Source organism: uncultured Mucilaginibacter sp. (genome assembly GCF_913773635.1).
Classification (GTDB): domain Bacteria; phylum Bacteroidota; class Bacteroidia; order Sphingobacteriales; family Sphingobacteriaceae; genus Mucilaginibacter.
Genome location: NZ_CAJYGQ010000001.1, coordinates 32,244 through 51,958, shown reverse-complemented (window position 1 = coordinate 51,958; position 19,715 = coordinate 32,244). Strand labels below are relative to the sequence as shown.

The following is a 19,715-nucleotide window of genomic DNA, read 5'->3' as shown; positions in this document are numbered from 1 at the left end:
GGAGGGTTTATTTATGCAACACATACCCGTACATAAACTTACCGAACATAGCGGCATTGGCATTGAAATAAAACATACCGCCGATTTTGACGCGCGCATGCAGGACGTAAAAAATCTTGGTGCACACCGCGATGATCATTATATATTTTTCATGATTGATAGTGGTTATGGGTCTATCATGATTGACTTTGAAGAGGTTGCTATTCGCGAAAAATCAATTTTTTATGTGCTGCCTGCACAGGTTCATCATAAAATAGAAAACAGCGAAGCCGAAGGTTGGTTTATTGCGGTTGATACTATGCTGGTTCCAAAAGAATATCGCATGGTGTTTGAAAACCAGCTGCTGTTGCAGCAACCATATAAACTTGATGAGGCAAGCCACCTACACTGCCTGACGTTAATTAAACTACTGTACAACCATTTTAATCATCATAAACATTCGCCTTTTTACCTCGAGATACTGCATTCACTGCTACATTCCTTTATAGGTATGGCCGCTTGCGGCTATGAAACACTGCACGATTCCGGTAGAAAGAAGTTACGTCCTTCACAAATAATGCAGGACTTTAAAAACATACTTAACGCTAACTTTAAAACAGAGAAGCGCCCAGCAGCTTATGCATCCATGCTAAACATCTCTGAGTCGTACCTCAATGAATCGTTAAAAACCACAACAGGCTTGCCGGTTTCATACTGGATAACTAATGAGGTAATGTTAGAAGCCAAACGTCTTTTATATTACAGCAACCTTAATGTGAAGCAAATTGCGCACGAGGTAGGTTATAATGACCATACATACTTTTCCCGTTTATTTAAAAAATCAACCGGTAAAACACCGTTAGCTTTTAAAGCAACTTACCGCAAATAGTCCAACACTTACCTTAATTGTTCCATTTCAGGAGTTGAGCAGTGTGGCTTTCTTTGTAATATTAATCAGCAATTATTACAATGCAAAGCCATACCATGCAACGATTAAAGAAGAAAGCTTTAGGCTTAATAGAAAGCCGAATGCTTAAGTACGGCCAGGTACTTGAAGTGCGCAAGTGGGAGCCATCAACCATTATCGAAATCGACCTTCACCTGCCAAAAACCACTATGGATACCTGGCACGAAGTACCGTATATAAAATGCAAAGTAGCCGATCTTACGTATCGTGATTATACCCCATCAGGCTGGGATGCCGACACTCAAACCTGTACGCTGTTTGTTGATGCCAACCATAATGGTGCCGGCAGTCAATGGGCACAAAAACTTCAAAAGGGTGATACTGTAAGCTATGTTAGTACTAACTCAACCCGGCAAACGCCTAATGTTACATCATCGGTAATATGCCTGGGAGATGAAAGCAGCATCGGGCATTTGCTGGCCATGCAGCAGCTTACGCTGCCGTCAACGCGGTTTTCAGGTGCAGTGGTTATTGGCAATCAGGAGCATCGTAATCAGTTTAAAGAATATCTGCGTTCGCCACTGCAACCAATTGCCCGTAATGATGTGTACGGCCATCATAGTTTAACCGAGTGGCTGTTACAGCAATCATACAACCTTCAAAATACTTTTTTCTATATTGTGGGTAACAATACGATGGTAGTTGAGCTACGCAAATTATTACGTAAACAAGGATTTAATTCAAACCAGATCAAATGCCAGGGCTTTTGGTCATAAAACCATTATCATTATGTGCAGCACCATTGCTTTATTATTAAGTACTATTTTACGTTTAGGCATTGCAGGCGGTGCCAGCTACTGGCTTGTAAAGCAAATGAGCCATTGCGACAAAAAAATCAGTTAAGCGCCTTTGCCTCTAACTTGATATTTTATATGCCTTTTTAAAACAAATAAGGTAAATTAGCCTTGCTTTAACGTAAATCACACTCAAGCTATGTTAAATTTAAGGACTTGCCTTTTACCCGCCGTGTTGTTTTTTTGCTGTTGTAACCAGCATGCAACTACCCGTAATGACGAACAAAAGGCAACCCAGCAAAAAGACACCGTTTACACTTACAAAAAGCCGGCTAAAAACGGCATAGGTAAAGTGTACAAGGGCCGTGAAATTGCCCAGGTTATGGGCTTTAGCGGTGCCGGATGGCTTGAACGCGACACACGCAATCAGGAAGAAAATGTACAGCTTGCTGTTAAAAATCTCCCGGTAGATAAAAAAAGTGTGGTGGCTGATATAGGTGCAGGTACTGGTTTTTACACCTTTCGCATAGCGCCTAAAGTAAGTAAGGTTTTGGCTATTGAGTTGCAGGATGAAGCACTTGACTATTTAAAACTGCGTAGTAAAGAACTTAAGCAAAACAATGTTGAGGTGGTTAAAGGCATGGAAAAATCGCCTAACCTGCCCAACAACAGCGTTGATTTAGCTTTGTTGGTTGATGTTTACCACGAACTGGAGTTTCCGCAGGAATACTTGCAGGCTTTATATAAGTCTTTAAAGCCGGGAGGTAAAATTGTTATGCTTGAATACCGCGGTGAAGATCCGGAAGTGCCCATTAAAGAACTTCATAAAACAACCGAAAAACAAATTACCAAGGAACTGGCCGCTAATGGGTTTACATTTGTTGAGGACAAAAACGGATTACCTATGCAGCATTTTCTGATATATCAAAAGAAATAGGCTAAGTACATTTGTATGCTGTAAAGCTATTAAGCAGCAAAAGCCACAACAAAGGCTCATCAATTCCTAATCGTTGGGCCTTTGCCGCTTTTTGTAAATGCATCAATCTCAGCGTCCTGAAGTGAGTTAAATCTTTGCTAACAATGTACTTGATAAGCTATCACCACTTTATATTCTTACTGATATAGCTTATTAATTGCTCAGACATTGCTTTATGCTCTTTTAAGCTTGGGTGCCCACCGGTATTTTTAAACGGAAACATCAGCGAGTGAATATTTTTATCTTGTAGGTTCTTTACAGCTTGCTGAACATAACCCGGCCACGCCGAACCTGCGCGAGTAGCATCCATACTACCTAAAGCGCATATAATTTGCGCCTTCGGATATTTTGAACGTATGGTTGAGATGAAGTTTTGATAGCTTTTGATTATAAATTCAGATGTGGGTGCCTGCGTACCAAAGCGTGCTTTGAATTGTTCATTTTCGGGTTTTAAAACGATCCATGAGTCGTTTTGAAAAAGGTTGACCACTACTACATCAGGCGTGTATTTGCTAAAGTCCCAGCGGCTTGTTGAATCATTGGCATCTAAACGGTTGTACATTTCGGGCATAATTAACGGAAACCAGCTTACCATAATGCCTATACCGCTTCGTGCAATGCAACTGTATTCGGCGTTAAAATGCCTGGCGGTAATAGCGGCATAGCTTTGGTAATTGTCTTCAAATGGCGGTGTACCTCTGTCAAGCTTGGTAGTATCAAGGTTGCCAAACCCACAGGTTATTGAATTTCCGTAAAACTCAATTTTGCGAGCTTTCTCTGGAGGTGCCGGCAAAATTTGTGTGCCTTTCCCTAAGTTGAACCCATAAAACCATGTCTTACCAAACGCCCATTCTGATAGCTTGAATAACTCCAATGAATGCTTCCCGGGCTTCAAGCCTGTGGCCAGCGTATACCATTTTTTTTGGTTTGATGGATTTATTTTTTGGACTACCTGTCCATCAACAATCACGTTGTAAAAGTTTTGCCCACTTTCATCTTTAAGCAATGCCTTAACATCACTGCCGCTAAAATTTATCTTAACGCTATTACCCGACCATGACAACATCGTACTATCGGGTTTGTTATCAACACGCCCCATGTAGTGTATATGCTCGTCAGAACTTTTGATATCAATTGTTTGTGCAAAGCACGATACAGCACTGCCTAAAGTGAGCAACAAAACGGAAAAAAGTTTATTCATGGTAGTTTTAATAACTTTTAAAAGTGTTTTTATTTAGAATAAATATAAACTACTTTTGTACCCGACAAGTGCCATGGAACAAGAGCAAATAAATAATCCAGCCCAATATACTGCTAATCAGTTTATATTGAAAGATTTTACTTTTCAACTTGATTGCGTTTACAAAAAGTGCTGTAAAAAGTATAAGAAAGGCAAACGCTGCGGCAGTTGTCCAAAAAAGTAGGCTTTTAATTATTGATTGGCGAATGGCGTGAAATGTTTTCGCCAACAGTGCTTGATAACGTTTTACCTGTTGAACAACTATCCAGTAACACGCAATTAATACAATCGGGTTTAAAGTAAAAACACACCTTTTGCCCATGCCTCATCATCACCTGGTGGTGATCAAACATTTCTTTAGCTGTAAACTCAGCCGGTACTTGATTTTCTAAAATGCGGTTAGCTTTACCCTCACCTATTTTTACATCAATCAATCCTAACCTTACAGCTACTCTATAGTGATGCGAATCAACAGGTAACGCTCTACCACGCAAATTGCTGAAGGATATTACGGCAGCGCTGCTCTTTGGGCCTACTCCCGGAAAAGATTCCAGCCATAGGCGAGCTTTGTTCACATCGGTATCAGCTAAAAAGTCTAAATTAAGTTCGCCACGCTGCTCAGTAATCAGCCTTAAAACCTGCTGTAATCTGGGCGCTTTTTGTTCGGGCCACGTACAAGGTTTAAGTGCTGCCTGAACCTCACTTACATCTGCATCACGTACATTTTCCCACGAGCCAAAAGTGTTTTGCAAATTAGTTAATGCCTCTGCTGAGTGGCTGTTTTTTGTACGATGAGAAAGCAACGTTGACACCAATTCACTTAGTGGATCATAGTCATGAAAATATTTGATTTGGCTACCGTAAACGGCATATAAACGCTTATGGACCTCCAGCACGAAATCTTTTACATCATACACCACTTAATAACGCCACGCCCGGGCAGTTGTTTAGAAACAAAGGGTATCAAGGCCGGCAATCACATCACCAGCACTGATACCCTTTTGGCATACGTTATAATTTTCTATTATTTTAAATGCACGTAAGTTATTCCATCACCGCCCCTATCCGGGTGTTCATCTTCCATGTGGCTTACTTCGTTATACTTTTTTAGGTAGCCACGTATTAGTTTCCTTAAAATACCATCACCCTTGCCATGAATAACTTTAAGGTTATTAAAACTCATCATAATGGCTCGGTCTAAGAGCTTTTCAATGGCATGCAACGCATCTTCACCACGCATTCCCCGCACGTCAATCTCCGGACTAAAACCCGCTACATCACTGGTAGAGGAAGCACTGGTACCTGCCCGACGTATTTCTTTAGGAATTTCCTTACGTGATACCTTTTGAACGCGCTTGCGCTTGGCTACAGTACGCAAATCACCTATGGCAATAATAATATTGTCTTTGGCTATTTCCATAACCTGGCCCGTAGTGTTCGAGTCTGTAAGCTTTACCCAATCACCAACCTTAATTTCCTCATCGGCAATTTGCCTGGCAGCTGCCGCTTCTGTTTTAACCGTGTTCTTCTGCGCCTCGCGGTTTAAGTTCTCACGCAGGGCACGCGTTTTCTCTTTATCAGCCTGATTATTTTTAATTTCGGCAATGGTATTTTCAACCAGCTTATTCGCGTTAGTGATAATATCCTTAGCCTGCTGCTTGGCATCTCGAATAAGCGCCCGCTGATTTTCCTCCAGGTAGCTTTTCAGCTTTTCATTTTCTATAAGTAAGTCATCCACACGCTTTTGCTGGCGGTTAAGTTGTACTTTGGTATCGTAAATCTCCTTTTTCTCCCGCTCCAGGTCAACCAATAATGTATCAACCTTCTTTTGCGTAAAACCTATTTTATTTTTTGCCAGGTTAAGTACCTGCTGAGGCAATCCTATTTTTTGGGCAATTTCAAATGCATATGAGCTACCGGGTTTGCCTACCTCTAGCTGGTATAACGGCTTCATTTGCACGTTATCAAACAGCATGGAGGCGTTCTCAATGCCCTCGGTATTACTCGAAAATATTTTAAGGTTAGAGTAGTGCGTGGTTACCATGCCCCGCACCTTCTTATGGTTAAGCGATTCAAGTACCGCTTCGGCAATTGGGCCACCAAACTGCGGATCGGTGCCTGTACCAAACTCATCAATGAGAATCATGGTTTTGCCGTTAGCCATCTCAACAAAGTGCTTCATTTTACTTAAATGCGCACTATATGTACTCAGGTCACTTTCAATAGACTGGTCGTCGCCTATATCAACAAACAATTGTTTGAACACACCGGCTGTGCTGCTTTCATCGGCTGGTATAAGCAAGCCGGCCTGTATCATCATTTGTAATAAACCAACAGTTTTCATACAAACTGACTTACCACCCGCATTGGGGCCTGATACCGTGATGATACGCGTACCTTCATCAATTTGCACGTTAAGCGGCACTACAGTTTTTTGTTCTTTTTTAAAACTTAAAAATAGTAATGGATGGCGGGCATTGATGAACCGTAACCTGGCTTCGTTGACTACTACAGGCATTACACCTTCAACATCAATAGCAAACAGCGCCTTTGCCCTAACAAAATCAAGCTTGGTAAGTAAGCCATGATATGATAACAGCAACGGAACATAGGGCCTGAGCTCGTCGGTTAACTGGGTAAGAATCCTTACAATTTCTCGGCGGCGTTCAAATTCCAAATCGCGGATGCGGTTATTGAGTGAGAAAACTTCTTCGGGTTCAATGTAAACGGTTTGCCCTGTGGCCGATTCGTCGTGTATAAATCCCTTAAGCTTTCGCTTGTTTTCGGCTAATAAAGGTATGCATAAGCGGCCATCGCGTATGGTAAGTGAGCCGTCTGCCGTCCAGCCGCTTGAGCTTGCACTTTTAAAAATATGGTCAATTTTGCGGCGCGCTTCCTGTTCGGCTTTACTTATGCCCGAGGTAATTTCCTGCAGTTCTCTTGATGCATTAGGGCGAATTTTACCTTTTGCATCAAGCACCATATCTATTTTTTTTAATATAGTTTTTTCAATGGGCAGGTGCTCAAATAATGCCTCAAGGTTTGGATATTGCCCTTCGCGCTCATTAAAATAAGCTATTACTGCAAACACGGTTGTTAACGAAGTTTGAATTTGAAAAAACTCTTCCTCGCTAAGAAAAGTACCTTCAATTCTAACCTTGTTTGCCAATGATTTTATATCAAAAAAATGGTTGATGGGCAATGCCACATCATTTTGCAGTATGTTTTTAAATTCGTTGGCCTGACTCAAAAATTTACGAATCAGATCAAAATTGTTCATTACCTGAATTTTATCAACCATTTGCTGGCCCATAGTACTCAGGCAGTGTGCTTTAATCAGTTCCTTTACTTCGGTAAAGCCTAATTTATCTGCACTATTATCTGGATATAGCATTATAGTAATTTCGGTTTAACAGGCTTTTTAACAGTAGAATCTGTTTTTGCCTTCTTACGTATGGAATCAGCCTTACGCTTCTCTGCTTTTCTTACCGAATCGGCAACACGTTTTGCTCTTTCGGCTAACAATTTATTTTGCTTAACCTGTAATAATGAATCGGTTTTGGCGCGGGCTTTTAATGATGAATCAGCCTTTGCCTTTATGATGTCACTCACCTTAACGTAAATATCATAAAGCTGGTCGGGTTCGTTAGCATACCAGGCAAAGCTTTTTCTGAATTGAACGCTATCTGCCCCATGTGCTTTAAAAAGTTTATCATATCGGCTTACGCCATGCTTAAACAAGCTATCGGGCATCGCAGGCACGTTTGATAAACTTCCGTCAACTATGTGAACATCTACCAACAAAGGCACCATTTGCTTGGGACTCAGAATACCATCGGGCCTGCCTTGCTTGCAAGAGGCAAGCATAACAACCGCTGCAAAAAAAAACAAGATTTTATATATACGCATTCTGTAATTTAGCGGGCTCATAAGTAGCCCTCACATTTCTGCCCCATAAAAGGCAATTTTAGCAGCAGCTTATGTAGCTTAATTTTAAAGAGCAAATTTACATAATAAATGAGCATTACTGATAATATTAATAGTGTTAAACGCGAACTTGATACCGTTAGTGTAACCTTGGTTGCGGTTTCCAAAACTAAGCCTGTGAGCGATTTACAAGAGGCTTATGACGCCGGTCAACGCATTTTTGGTGAAAACCAGGTGCAAGAGCTGGTTGAAAAGTATGAAGCACTGCCAAAAGACATTGAATGGCATTTGGTTGGCCATTTACAAACTAATAAGGTTAAATACATTGCGCCCTTCATAAGCCTTATCCAATCGGTTGACAGCCTGAAATTGCTGCAGGAAATTAACAAGCAGGCCGAGAAAAACAAACGTGTAATTGATTGCCTGCTGCAGGTTTACATTGCCGACGAGGAAACCAAATATGGCCTTGGCTTTGACGAGGTGATTGAATTGCTGCGATCTGAAGAGTTTGCTCAATTAAAAAACATCCGTATACGCGGGCTTATGGGCATTGCTACCAATACCGATAGCGAAAAGCAGATTAAAGAAGAGTTTTACGAACTAGATACTTTTTTTGATGGCATTACACAAAGCTTTTTCAGGCATGAAGACAGCTTTGATACCCTATCGATGGGCATGTCTGGAGATTATAAGATTGCCATAGAGCAAGGAAGCACTATGGTACGTTTGGGTAGTACCATTTTTGGCGACCGCGTTATAAAGCATTACAAAAACAACTAACTGTAGGTATGAAGGCACATTTAAGAGTGGCGCAAAAGCAAGATTGTCCGCGGTTGTTGGAATTAATTAGAGAACTGGCAGTATATGAACGTGCCCCTCAGGAAGTGACGGTTACCTTGCAACAATTTGAAGAAGCAGGCTTTGGCGTAAAACCAGTTTGGAAAGCCTTTGTTGTAGAGGTGAATGAATTTATTGTGGGTTTTGCCCTTTATTACGTGCGCTATTCAACCTGGAAAGGCAGCCGCCTTTACCTTGAAGATTTAATAGTAACTGAAATTATGCGCGGAAAAGGCATCGGTAAAATGCTGTTTAACCGCATGATACAAGAGGCAAGGGAGCTTGGCTTTAGCGGAATGACCTGGCAGGTGCTTGACTGGAATGAACCGGCAATAAAATTTTATAAAAAATATGAAGCAGGCCTGGAAGCAGGTTGGCTTAACGCATCATTATCAACCGAGCAGATACTAAACTATCCGTTATGAGAACTAAATTTTTAACACTGATAAGCATAGCTGGCCTGAGTTTAACCGCCTGCGTGGAAAGAAAGCCTAAAAATGATATTCCGGATGTATGGCGGGATACGCTTACTTATCAGTTTAAAACTATAAATGCCAAAGCTGATGATTGCGCCGGCAAACCTGATAGTGCTTGTACTACCATCAAATTCCGCTACCCTGCTTTTGATAATCAGCCTTTACTTAATGATACCGTATTAACCGGTCTGTCAACACTTTTAGACCGCCAAAAAGGAATAGCCGGACTACAACGCCTTAGCTGGCAATTTTTGCAAGACTACAAAGATTTCAAAAAGCAAAATCCAACATCACCGGCATTTTTTGAGTTAAATAGTAAAGTTGACGTAATACGTCAAGACAGCAGTTTACTTAATTTGGAATACAACGGATACCAGTTTACGGGTGGTGCGCATGGAATGACCGTTGTTAGATACCTCAACTGGGATGTGGCCGGCAAAAAGAAAATATTACTGAGCGACATTTTCAGGCCAGGTTATGAGACTGAATTAAATAAAATTGCAGAGCAAATTTTCCGCAAACAGGAAAACCTTTCTGAAACGGCATCATTGGCTGACAATTATTTTTTTAAGGATGCCAAATTCAGTCTTAATCAAAATTTTTTAATTACACCAGTAGGTCTTACTTTTTTATACAACCAGTATGAAATTAAGCCTTATGCAGCCGGCCGTACTACTTTAGAAATTCCTTACGAAAAAATTAAAACGTTGCTTAAGCAAGGCACCGTCACAGCCCGATATAATTAATAATGCTTGTATTTAAATTTGGAGGAGCATCTGTTAAAGATGCTGCAGGAGTAGCAAACCTTGCAAACGTTGTAAATAAGTATGCCGGTGAACCGCTGTTGATTGTAGTATCGGCAATGGGAAAAACAACCAATGCGCTTGAAAAACTTACCAAAGCTTACTTCGAGCAAAATGTTGAAATGCACCTCATTTACGAGGAAATAAAGCAATACCACTATGGTATTATGCATGAGTTGTTTGGCTCCGAGCATACTGTGTTTGATGAAATAAACAACACGTTTGTTGAGATTGACTGGATGCTGGAAGATGAGCCGGTAGATACGTTTGACTTCATTTACGATCAGCTGGTATCGGTTGGTGAATTACTGTCAACACGTATAGTTGATGCTTACCTTAACCAAAGCGGTTTAAATAGCAAATGGCTTGATGTAAGAGGATATATTCATACCGATAATACATACCGCGAAGGGGTAGTTGACTGGACCAAAACTTGCGAAAGCATACAGCATGATATACCCGCAATGCTGAGCCAAAACATCATTGTAACACAGGGCTTTTTAGGAGGCACATCTGAAAACTTCACCACAACGCTTGGCCGCGAAGGGTCTGACTACACAGCATCTATATTTGCGGCCTGCCTTAATGCAAGTTCTGTCACAACCTGGAAAGATGTACCGGGTGTACTGAATGCCGACCCCAAGTTGTTTACTGATACCGTAAAGTTTGATGAACTTTCATACGCAGAAGCTATGGAAATGACTTACTACGGCGCAACGGTAATTCACCCAAAAACTATTAAGCCTTTACAAAACGCAGGCATCCCATTATTGGTAAAGCCCTTTGGTGATCCGGATGCTCCGGGTACCAAAATTGGAGATACAAGCAACCAAAGCTTTGAAAAAGCTGTGATAATTGTAAAAGAAAATCAGATGTTGCTATCAGTATCGGCTAAAGATTACTCGTTCATAACCGAAAAACACTTAAGCAACGTTTACAATATATTTGCTCAAAACCTTGTCAAAATCAACGTTTTGCAAACCTCTGCGTTAAGCCTGTCTGCATGTTTTGACTTTGTTGACGAGCGATTTCAAAAGCTGTTAAATCAGCTGCAGGAAAACTTTAATGTTAAATATAACAGCAACCTGAAGCTGATAACCTTGCGCCACTTTGAACAGCATATAATTGAACAACTAACCGAAGGAAAGAAAGTACTGTTGGAACAAACCAGCCGAAACACTGCGCAAATTGTATTTGCCAGCAATTAATAAAACGCTAAATATCGGCCTTGCTGGCTTTTACTGACGACGTGTTGATTTGTACACCCGGCACGGTGACCTTAAATAAAGGCAAGGCAAAGTAAAAGGTTGACCCTTGATTTACAACGCTGTTTACCCAGATACGACCCTTATTAAGGTCAATAAATTCCTTACAAATTAAAAGCCCAAGGCTGGTACCGGTTTCATTGTTGGTACCTTTAGTGCTGGTGTTGCTAATGTTAAAAATACGATCAATACGCTCCGTCTTTATACCTACTCCACTATCTGTTACAGAAAAAACAACTTCAGACAACTCTGTATCTATCTCTGCAGCTATAACAACGTTACCACCCGACGCCGTAAACTTAACTGCGTTTGATAACAGGTTACGCACAATGAATTCAAAATGATTAGGGTCAACTGTAATAGCCATATGCTCGTCCACCCTATCAATTATCCTGATCATCTTTTTCTCAGCGCTCGAGCTTACCAATCCCATAACACGCGTAATAGCTTGTTTAGGTTCAACAATCATACTGTTTAACCTCACGCCTTTTATCTGCATTTCGCCCCACTTAAGCAGCATATTCAGCGTTTCTAATGATATGTTCGCAGCAGTGGTAAGCTTTTTCACCAGCATTACGCGCTCCTCGGCGCCAATATCATCATCCTCAAGTAAATGCATCAAATCTAAAACCGATGCAAACGGCGACCTTAGATCATGTGCTAATACAGAAAACAGCTTATCTTTTACCCGATTAGATTCTTCAAGGCTGGTATTTGCCGTATTTAGAAGTTTGTTAAGTTTGCGGGTTTTGTAAAAATAGTAGCTTACAATAGTAACCACTAATAATGATGCAATGCATAAACCTATAAATACGTTGCTTTCGAGCCTTTGGCGGCTATTTTGCTGCTTTAACTGGTTAACACGCGCCTTTGATTTGTATAATTCATAGCCCGACTGCAAGCTAACAACCTGTCTGGCCATCTTTTTATAAAAGAAACTATCTGCCAAAGCATTTTGCTTTTCCTTCATCAGCAATGCGGTTTCGAAGTTTTTTTGCGATTTATATAAATCAGCTAATCTACCCAAAACCTCAATTTCCTGCTTATGTGCTTCCTTTTCACGCACAAGGCTTAAAGCCAAATTGTAATAATGTATCGCTTCCCTTCCATTTAAAGCGCCGTAGGTATCAGCAAGGCCGGTAAGGGTTTGATACTCACGCAAATAGTTTTGAATTTTACGCGCCTTCTCCAATGCCGACTTCTGAAGCTGAATTGACTTTTGCTTGTTACCTTCTTTGTTGTATACTTTTGCCAGGTTATTTGTAAGCGTAATGTTTAGTCCTTGATACTGCGGCTCTTCACTTAACAGAATTCCTTTTTCAAGGTAAGTCTTAGCCTTTTCGGTAAGGCCTAATTCACGGTAAATAATACCGTAATTGTTATAAATGTTTAATGATAGATTTGAAAAGGGAAGCGTTTTGTTAATCCCTTCGGCAATGTTAAGGTAAGTGAGGGCCATTTTAAATTTTCGCTGCCCTACGTAACCTTCTGATACGGTTAAATAAGCCTCCATTTTACCAGCCTCATTATTACTACGGTCAGCAACCTTAAGAGATTGTAAGAAATACCCTATTGCTTTATCATAATTACCCTTCCGCAGTTCAACCACACCGAGGCGTATTATTACAGCAGCTTCGCCAACAGCGTTACCCTTTTTGCGATACAATTGCAGTGCCTCAAAATACTTTGCTCTTGATGATTCAAACTCGCCCAAATTATCATCAATCATACCTAAATGATTAAGCATCATAGCCTTTCCATTTAGGTCATTAGTTTTTTGGGCCAGTAAAATAGCTTGATTTGCGTAGTAAACGGCTGAATCGGGTTTTGAATAACGGTAGCGTTTAACCAGTTTATCCAAATCGGAAATGGTAAGTGCGTTATTGTGCTTTGCTACCGGCAATGAAGCGGCAGATTGTGCTTTAACAAAACCTAAAGGCAAGCAAAACACCAAAATCAATAGCACAAATTTCAACAGGGGCATTAAAGTAGTACCGTAAATATAAGGCAATATCTTATGCTTTCTACGGGTACAAACTAAAATTGTTGTGTTAATAAATAACCGTTAGGCAAACTATAAATTGCTGATACAAATTTAATTAAAAATTAATAAACAACAAAAAAGCCCCTTGTAAACTACAAGAGGCCCCAATTATTAAATGTGGGTCAGTTTCTTATTTTTTATTCTTCTGACCGCGGTCGCTATCTTTATTTGAGGTTACAAATGAAGGCTGACCACCGCTATTACTTACACCTTTTGTTTTTTGTACTTCGCGCTGGTTGGCAAATTTACGATCGGCTGTGGTTGAGCCCTGACCATTGTTTGTTAAATTTTCCTGATTTTTCATGATTCACAATCCTTAAGTTCAACAATCATTTTCATTAGACAAACTCATTGTCTTACTTTACGTATAAAACAATAACCGTACCGATGTTAATTTAAAAGAAAACAGCGTAAAATTACCTGCTGAAAATTAGCTTAAACGTGTAAGTGTAGCTTTATTACTGCATATTTATTTAACTTGCTCAACTATCACATAACCTTTCGCCTTATGGATAAAAAACACATTACCGACTATTTAGACAACCATAATATACAGCATATAAAGTTTGCCTTTGCCGATATAGACGGTGTTTTAAGGGGAAAAGTAATTCATCGGCAAAAGTTTGAAGCCGGACTTGATGATGGCTATGGCTTTTGCGATGTTGTTTTTGGTTGGGATAGTAACGATCAAGGCTATGATAATGTAAATGTAACCGGATGGCATACAGGTTATCCTGATAAGCAGTGCAAAATTGATTTGTCAACCTTTCGCACGGTACCGTGGCAAAATGATATGCCGTTTTTTTTGGCCGACTTTGATGTGAAGGGAAATGAGCATGTACCCTGCCCCCGCACTTTGCTAAAAAAAATTGCTGAGGAATGCAATGCCTTAGGCTTCCACCCCGAGTTTGCACAGGAATTTGAATGGTTTAATTTCTCTGAAACAGCACAATCACTCGAAAAAAAAAGCTTTACTAACATCAATCCCCTAACGCCGGGAATGTTTGGCTACTCTATATTACGTCCTTCGCAGCAAAGCGATTTTTATTTTGATCTTCTCAATTTGTTAACTCAATTTGGTGTACCTGTAGAAGGGTTACATACTGAAACCGGACCCGGCGTGTATGAAATAGCAATAATGCATGACGAGGTTTTGGCTGCTGCAGACAAAGCCGCATTATTAAAAAATGCCGTGAAAGAAATAGCATCAAAACACGGTATTATGGCTTCTTTTATGGCAAAGTGGAGCCATGATTTGCCGGGTTGCAGCGGCCATGTACACCAAAGCCTCTGGAGCATGGACAAAAGCAAAAACTTGTTTTATGACGAAGCCGACGAAAACAAGATGAGCGAACTTATGAAGCATTATCTTGCAGGGCAGTTGTATTGCTTACCGCATATAGTTCCTATGTACGCACCAACTGTTAATAGCTACAAACGTTTGGTTGAAGGAGCATGGGCGCCGACTACCGTTACCTGGGGAATTGATAACAGAACAGCTGCTTTGCGGGTACTGAACCATGCGCACAACTATACCCGCCTGGAAACACGTATACCCGGGGCCGACTCCAATCCTTATCTGGCTCTTTCTGCCGCGTTAGCTTCTGGTTTATATGGTATAAAACATAAATTACCGTTAAATTTGCCTCCCGTTAACGGTAACGGTTACAATTATAAAAGCAATGGCAGCATAGCTACTAATTTGTTTGATGCGGCTACCACCATGAAGAACTCGGCAGTTGCCCGTGAGCTTTTTGGCGATGTGTTTACTGAGCACTTTACCAACACGCGCGTTTGGGAATGGCGGCAGTTTAACCGGCACGTTACCGACTGGGAACTTAAACGTTATTTTGAAATTATATAACGGTTTGCTGCTAACCACGGCAACCGTTTAAAACCAATTATGGACCACGAATTAAGCAGGCAAATTGTACGTAAAGCCTGGGAAGGATATGATGCCTCAAAAATTATTAAAAGCATTGACGATATAAGCGCCAATGTATCAACCAATCTGGTTTTCAGAATTAGGTTTGAAGACGATGATATTGTAATTGCAAAGCTATCAAGCTTTGGAAAATATGACTACTTTAAGGAAGATCATCGTATTATACACAGCTTGAGCAATAACTTGCTGTACCCTTATGAAAACTTCCTTGCAAAGTCATTACTCAAAAATAACAGGGTTTACATTTACAGGCATCGCGGCAGCGGTGAGGAAGCCTGGGTGGTATTTTACAATCCAACGCGCATTATGGAACGGCTGCCCCGCCGGTTAGAGGACAATAACATACGCAAGTTTGCCCAGCAAACTGCTAAGTTTCATAAGGCTTGCGCCCGGGTAAGCAAGGTGTTGCCAAAGTCTTCAAAGACTATGCGTACTGACATTAATAGTCTGTTAGATCAGATTGCTGAAGATGAAAGCAGGTTTGGCACGCGCAGCCAGGTTGATCAGTTGCGTTATCATTGTGATAAGTATTTAAAAGGACGGGCCAAGTACGCTGCAAATACCTTTCAAACTATCCCAGTGTTTATTGATTGGAACATTGGCAACTTTTCGGTAACGCATAAGCAGGAGTTATATTCACGTTGGGACTATGATTGGTTTAGGATGACCAACCGTGTAATGGACTTTTACTTTTTTAGCAGGGTGGTTTCTGATGTTGGTGATCGCACAGTTTTTAGCTACTACATAACGACGCTTACAGAGAAACGCTTTATTCAATTTCTGGAAGAATATCACAAGCATAATCCGCTAACAGTGAATGAGGTTTACTTTATGAAAGAGGCTTATCGCTTTTTTATACTTAATTATGTAATTAAAGATGGTAAACACTTTTTTCATGAGCAGTATGCCAATAAATTACAGCAGGAGGCTTATGATATTTACTTACCCTCAGTTGAACGCGATTTTGATGCAGAAGTAATATTAAAGGCATTAAAGCTCAAATAACTTAGCTTTTAAACTAATAAAGGGCTAATTATCCTTTATGCTCTAGATTTTTAAAACCATCGCTTTTATAAAGTTGCGGTGAACTCCTACGGAAACCATGATGAAAACTGTTGACTTTAAAATTCTTGCCGACCGTTATAAAGTGATTTTTTTCGACTCGTTTGGCGTTATAAAAAACTACGGCGGATTGGTTCCGGGTATGAAAGATACTTTTGACTACCTGGAAGCTAACGACAAAGAGTATTACATTGTAACCAACGATGCATCACGCAGCCCTCAGCAACTGGCCCAGTCATTTGTAAAGCTTGGGCTGGATATGATAACGCCCGACAAAATTATATCATCAGGAATGCTGGCTAAAGACTACCTCGATTTAAAAGTGGATGGCGGCATTGTTGCTTACCTGGGTACAGATGATTCGGCACATTACATTGAAAGTGCCGGACTACATACCATTCCCGTGCGTGATATCACGGAGGAAAACATTAACCATGTGAACGGCCTTGTTTTTATGGACGATGAAGGGTTTGACTGGTTTGCAGATTTAAACAAAGCTGTTAATCTGTTGCGTAAACGCAATATACCCGCCATAGTAGCCAACACCGACTTTGCTTACCCTGTAACCATGCATAACGTGGCTATCGCCGTAGGCGCGCTTGCTAATATGATTGAGCATATTGTAGGCAAAAAGTTCCTGCATTTTGGCAAGCCCGATTCGCAGATGTTTATGTTTGCCTATGACCTTGTCAGAGCTAAGAATGAAAACATCAGCAAAAAGGATATTTTAATGGTTGGAGACACATTGCATACCGACATATTAGGTGGCAATAAGTTTGGCCTGGATACCGTACTGGTATTTTCGGGCAACACACTACCAGAGGATGCACAAACAGTAATAAATGCCACCGGTATAGTACCAACTCACGTTTGCCAATCGGCCGTGGTGAAGGTTAAGTAATTAAAGGCCGTTGGTTATTTGATATTGCGAGGCCTGTTTGCTTTTCGTACCGCTGCGCTTTTCAAAATAATAATCTATCCGCCCCAGGTTTATACCTGCCCAGCCAACCTGGTTTATAGTAGTAACTTCTCCGTCGAGGTTTTTTACATCTTCAGGTTCATCCAAAAATGTGTGAGTGTGGCCGCCTATTATCAAATCAATATTACGGGTTTGTGCAGCAAGCACCTTATCAGATACCTTGTTATCACGGTAACTATAGCCCAGATGCGAGAGGCATATCACCAAATCGCATTTTAATTCATTTTTAAGCAGGGCTGCTATTTCGTTTCCTTTTTTAACCGGGTCAAGGTATTGCGTCTCCCTGTAATTCCGCGGATCAACCAATCCGGCTAGTTCGATGCCCAATCCAAACACACCAATTTTTAAGCCCTGCTTGTTAAACACTTTGTAAGGCTTAGTAGATGAGTGCATTACGGTGTTACTAAAATCGTAATTACTCATTAGTATAGGGAAATTAGCATTTGGTAATTGCTTATAAAACCCTTCAATGCCATTATCAAAATCATGGTTGCCCATGGTTGCGGCATCGTAACCCATATCGCTCATGAGTTTTAGTTCAAGTTCGCCGCCAAACATGTTGAAGTACGGTGTACCCTGAAATATATCACCAGCGTCGAGCAATAGCACGTTACTTTGCTCTTTCCTAACTTTCTTAATTAAAGACGCCCGCCTTGCTGCCCCGCCTAAGCCTTGATTCCTCGAACCATCCATCGGAAATGGCTCTATACGGCTATGCACATCATTGGTATGCAAAATGGTTAACCGCTGCAAATCCCCGGCAGCTAATGCATCAATAGAATAAGCGCTCATTGCCGCCGTAGCTGCAACTAAACTTCCAGCCTTAACAAATTGCCTGCGGTTAATTTTCTTTAATTCGTCCATCTAACTGAGCATTAATTACTTTACCTGATGCGGTTTGATTTTTTACATAGTTTACAAGTGCATCCCGAACTCGCAAGCCAATTGTTTTACGTTCAAGCGGTGTTGCCAATCCTTTGGTGTTATCTCCACCATTTGCCAGGTAATCTGACGTTAACACGGTATAGGTGTCGGCAACATTAAATGGCTTTCCATTTATTATCACATTAACAGGCGTTTTATCACTTATGGTCATTTGCAGGCCGCTAACCGGTTGACCGTTGCTTGCTGCTATAAAATTCAGCAATTGCTGTACATCAGTTCCTTTAAGTTTAATTAGCACCAGCTCATTTTCAAATGGCATAAGTTCAAATATGGTACTTAAAGTTATTTTACCCTTTGGAATTTCGTTACGTAAACCACCTTTGGTAGTGGGTATGGTAAAATCAAAGTTAACCAGTTTTCGGGCTTCGGAAGCTACCGCGTCAGCGTAGAAATTTCCCAGCAGACTTTCTGTTCCACGCTCCTTTTCTAAAGCTACAGCACTTTCTCCTAAAACCGCGTTCATTTGTGCCTCCATTTTCCTTTTGTAAGGCAAATAAGTTTTCACTATGCCCGAGTCAAGGGTAAGCGTACTATCAATATGATACTCTCCCCTTGCCGAACGGACTATAGAATACCTTTTACCGCAGCCAAAAAAAGTGGCCAGAATGGCTAAGTATAATAACGGTTTAAAAATCTTCATTAATAAGTTCTTTATTTAAAAAAGCCGCTGCAGCCATGCCTCCGCGTACCGCACTTGATACTGAACGCAACGGATCGCAGCAATCGCCCGCAACATAAAGTCCCATGACGTTGGTTTTACCATAACCATTGGTTTTGATATGACCTGTATCAGCCATTTCACAACCTAAAGCCTGCGGTATATCACAATGCTGCTTAAATGCAGTATGCGCATACAAAACGCTTAAACCAGCAGTGGTTCCATCACTTAAAACAAGGCCTGATATTTGCCCTTCCTCATGAATTACTTCTGTAACAGGAGTTTCAATTACTGTTATGTTTTTGGCAGCAAGCTTTTGAGTTTCTTCGTTATTTAACAACGAAGGTCCGTTAGTAAACAATGTCACTTTACCTGCCCAATGGCTTACAGTTTTAACGTACTCAAACCCGCTTTCGCCGTTGCCAAACACGCCTGTAACCTGGCCTTTCACCTCATAACCATGGCAATACGGGCAGTGTATAACCGACTTACCCCAACAATCATTAAAACCTTTTATATCAGGCATTACATCGCTTATTCCTGTTGCAAAAAGTAACTTCCGGGCAATAATTTTTTTTTTTTCAAAGATAGTGGTAATCTCAAAATTTTCATTGAATTGAAGAGCCTCCAACACCGTATCTTTCAAAAATTTCACGTTAGGATAATTCTTTAGTTGCTCCCTACCCTCGGCGGCTATAACGTGCGGTGCTTTACCATCATGGGTTAAAAAATTATGCGAGTGTGGCGTAAACCTGTTGCAGGGCATTCCGCAGTCAATAACCAAAACTTGGCGTTTTGATCGGCCAAGCGTTAGGGCGGCTTGCAAACCCGCATAGCTGCCCCCAATTATAATAACATCATATTGTGCTGAATTCATA

At 40.8% G+C, this 19,715-nt stretch carries 19 protein-coding genes; 10 read left to right on the top strand and 9 right to left on the bottom strand.

Translation table 11 applies throughout. The features are described 5' to 3' along the window. The first annotated feature begins 13 nt into the window (after positions 1 to 13). From QZ407_RS00240 to QZ407_RS00230, 3 genes are all read left to right on the top strand, one after another. Complete coding sequence (locus QZ407_RS00240; RefSeq protein WP_295767055.1) at positions 14 to 868, top strand: AraC family transcriptional regulator; 855 nt, start codon at positions 14 to 16, stop codon at positions 866 to 868. Between the two features lie 80 nt (positions 869 to 948). Continuing rightward, the gene (locus QZ407_RS00235) at positions 949 to 1,662 is read left to right on the top strand and encodes an SIP domain-containing protein (RefSeq protein ID WP_295767054.1); all 714 of its coding nucleotides are present in this window, start codon (positions 949 to 951) and stop codon (positions 1,660 to 1,662) included. Positions 1,663 to 1,879: 217 nt separating this feature from the next. Next, entirely contained in the window at positions 1,880 to 2,617 is a 738-nt protein-coding gene (locus QZ407_RS00230) for a class I SAM-dependent methyltransferase (RefSeq protein ID WP_295767053.1), read from the top strand. 160 nt (positions 2,618 to 2,777) lie between these two features. Here the strand turns inward: QZ407_RS00230 and QZ407_RS00225 are convergent, their stop codons facing one another. The 4 genes from QZ407_RS00225 to QZ407_RS00210 form a co-directional block, all read right to left on the bottom strand. Beyond that, a complete protein-coding gene (locus QZ407_RS00225) occupies positions 2,778 to 3,857 on the bottom strand; it encodes an SGNH/GDSL hydrolase family protein (RefSeq protein WP_295767052.1) in 1,080 nt (359 codons plus the stop codon). A 227-nt stretch (positions 3,858 to 4,084) separates the two neighbouring features. Then, positions 4,085 to 4,813 carry a hypothetical protein gene (locus QZ407_RS00220; RefSeq protein ID WP_295767051.1) on the bottom strand — a complete coding sequence of 243 codons (729 nt, stop codon included), beginning with the start codon at positions 4,811 to 4,813 and terminating at the stop codon, positions 4,085 to 4,087. 107 nt (positions 4,814 to 4,920) lie between these two features. Further along, the gene (locus tag QZ407_RS00215) at positions 4,921 to 7,290 is read right to left on the bottom strand and encodes an endonuclease MutS2 (RefSeq protein WP_295767050.1); all 2,370 of its coding nucleotides are present in this window, start codon (positions 7,288 to 7,290) and stop codon (positions 4,921 to 4,923) included. Continuing rightward, the gene (locus QZ407_RS00210) at positions 7,290 to 7,763 is read right to left on the bottom strand and encodes a DUF4296 domain-containing protein (RefSeq protein WP_295767049.1); all 474 of its coding nucleotides are present in this window, start codon (positions 7,761 to 7,763) and stop codon (positions 7,290 to 7,292) included. The genes QZ407_RS00215 and QZ407_RS00210 overlap by 1 nt, the downstream gene beginning before the upstream one ends. Before the next feature lie 150 nt (positions 7,764 to 7,913). On the opposite strand from QZ407_RS00210, the gene QZ407_RS00205 reads away from it, so the two are divergent. Genes QZ407_RS00205 through QZ407_RS00190 form a run of 4 tightly spaced genes read left to right on the top strand, consistent with a single transcriptional unit; the run spans position 7,914 to position 11,147 of the window. Next, positions 7,914 to 8,603, top strand: a complete 690-nt coding sequence (locus QZ407_RS00205; protein WP_157543427.1) for a YggS family pyridoxal phosphate-dependent enzyme — start codon at positions 7,914 to 7,916, stop codon at positions 8,601 to 8,603. 8 nt (positions 8,604 to 8,611) lie between these two features. Beyond that, on the top strand, positions 8,612 to 9,085 hold the full coding sequence (locus tag QZ407_RS00200; protein ID WP_295767048.1) for a GNAT family N-acetyltransferase: 474 nt from the start codon (positions 8,612 to 8,614) through the stop codon (positions 9,083 to 9,085). Then, complete coding sequence (locus tag QZ407_RS00195) at positions 9,082 to 9,882, top strand: DUF3298 and DUF4163 domain-containing protein (protein WP_295767047.1); 801 nt, start codon at positions 9,082 to 9,084, stop codon at positions 9,880 to 9,882. The genes QZ407_RS00200 and QZ407_RS00195 overlap by 4 nt, the downstream gene beginning before the upstream one ends. 2 nt (positions 9,883 to 9,884) lie before the next feature. Continuing rightward, positions 9,885 to 11,147: an aspartate kinase gene (locus tag QZ407_RS00190; protein WP_295767046.1), complete on the top strand. Its 1,263-nt coding sequence runs from the start codon at positions 9,885 to 9,887 to the stop codon at positions 11,145 to 11,147. A 7-nt stretch (positions 11,148 to 11,154) separates the two neighbouring features. On the opposite strand, the gene QZ407_RS00185 is transcribed toward QZ407_RS00190, so the two are convergent. Together QZ407_RS00185 and QZ407_RS00180 are read right to left on the bottom strand one after the other, a co-directional pair. Then, a complete protein-coding gene (locus QZ407_RS00185; protein ID WP_295767045.1) occupies positions 11,155 to 13,188 on the bottom strand; it encodes an ATP-binding protein in 2,034 nt (677 codons plus the stop codon). A 190-nt stretch (positions 13,189 to 13,378) separates the two neighbouring features. Then, positions 13,379 to 13,552 carry a hypothetical protein gene (locus QZ407_RS00180; protein ID WP_295767044.1) on the bottom strand — a complete coding sequence of 58 codons (174 nt, stop codon included), beginning with the start codon at positions 13,550 to 13,552 and terminating at the stop codon, positions 13,379 to 13,381. A gap of 204 nt (positions 13,553 to 13,756) precedes the next feature. Between QZ407_RS00180 and QZ407_RS00175 the strand changes: the two genes are divergently transcribed. The 3 genes from QZ407_RS00175 to QZ407_RS00165 all read left to right on the top strand — a co-directional run bounded on the left by QZ407_RS00175 (position 13,757) and on the right by QZ407_RS00165 (position 17,156). Continuing rightward, positions 13,757 to 15,112 (top strand): glutamine synthetase family protein, encoded by a 1,356-nt coding sequence (locus tag QZ407_RS00175; RefSeq protein WP_295767043.1) that lies wholly within the window; start codon positions 13,757 to 13,759, stop codon positions 15,110 to 15,112. Positions 15,113 to 15,151: 39 nt separating this feature from the next. Beyond that, entirely contained in the window at positions 15,152 to 16,198 is a 1,047-nt protein-coding gene (locus QZ407_RS00170; protein WP_295767042.1) for a hypothetical protein, read from the top strand. 97 nt (positions 16,199 to 16,295) lie between these two features. Beyond that, positions 16,296 to 17,156, top strand: coding sequence for an HAD-IIA family hydrolase (locus QZ407_RS00165; protein ID WP_157543434.1), 861 nt, complete (start codon positions 16,296 to 16,298; stop codon positions 17,154 to 17,156). Here QZ407_RS00165 and QZ407_RS00160 read toward each other — a convergent pair whose 3' ends face one another. From QZ407_RS00160 to QZ407_RS00150, 3 genes are read right to left on the bottom strand one after another with little or no spacing between them, the layout of a single operon-like run. After that, entirely contained in the window at positions 17,157 to 18,098 is a 942-nt protein-coding gene (locus tag QZ407_RS00160) for a metallophosphoesterase (RefSeq protein ID WP_295767041.1), read from the bottom strand. It lies immediately after the preceding gene. Continuing rightward, entirely contained in the window at positions 18,076 to 18,819 is a 744-nt protein-coding gene (locus tag QZ407_RS00155; protein ID WP_295767040.1) for a 5'-nucleotidase, read from the bottom strand. Before QZ407_RS00155 ends, QZ407_RS00160 begins: the two co-directional genes overlap by 23 nt. Then, on the bottom strand, positions 18,806 to 19,714 hold the full coding sequence (locus tag QZ407_RS00150) for an NAD(P)/FAD-dependent oxidoreductase (protein ID WP_295767039.1): 909 nt from the start codon (positions 19,712 to 19,714) through the stop codon (positions 18,806 to 18,808). The genes QZ407_RS00155 and QZ407_RS00150 overlap by 14 nt, the downstream gene beginning before the upstream one ends. Position 19,715: the final 1 nt, after the last annotated feature.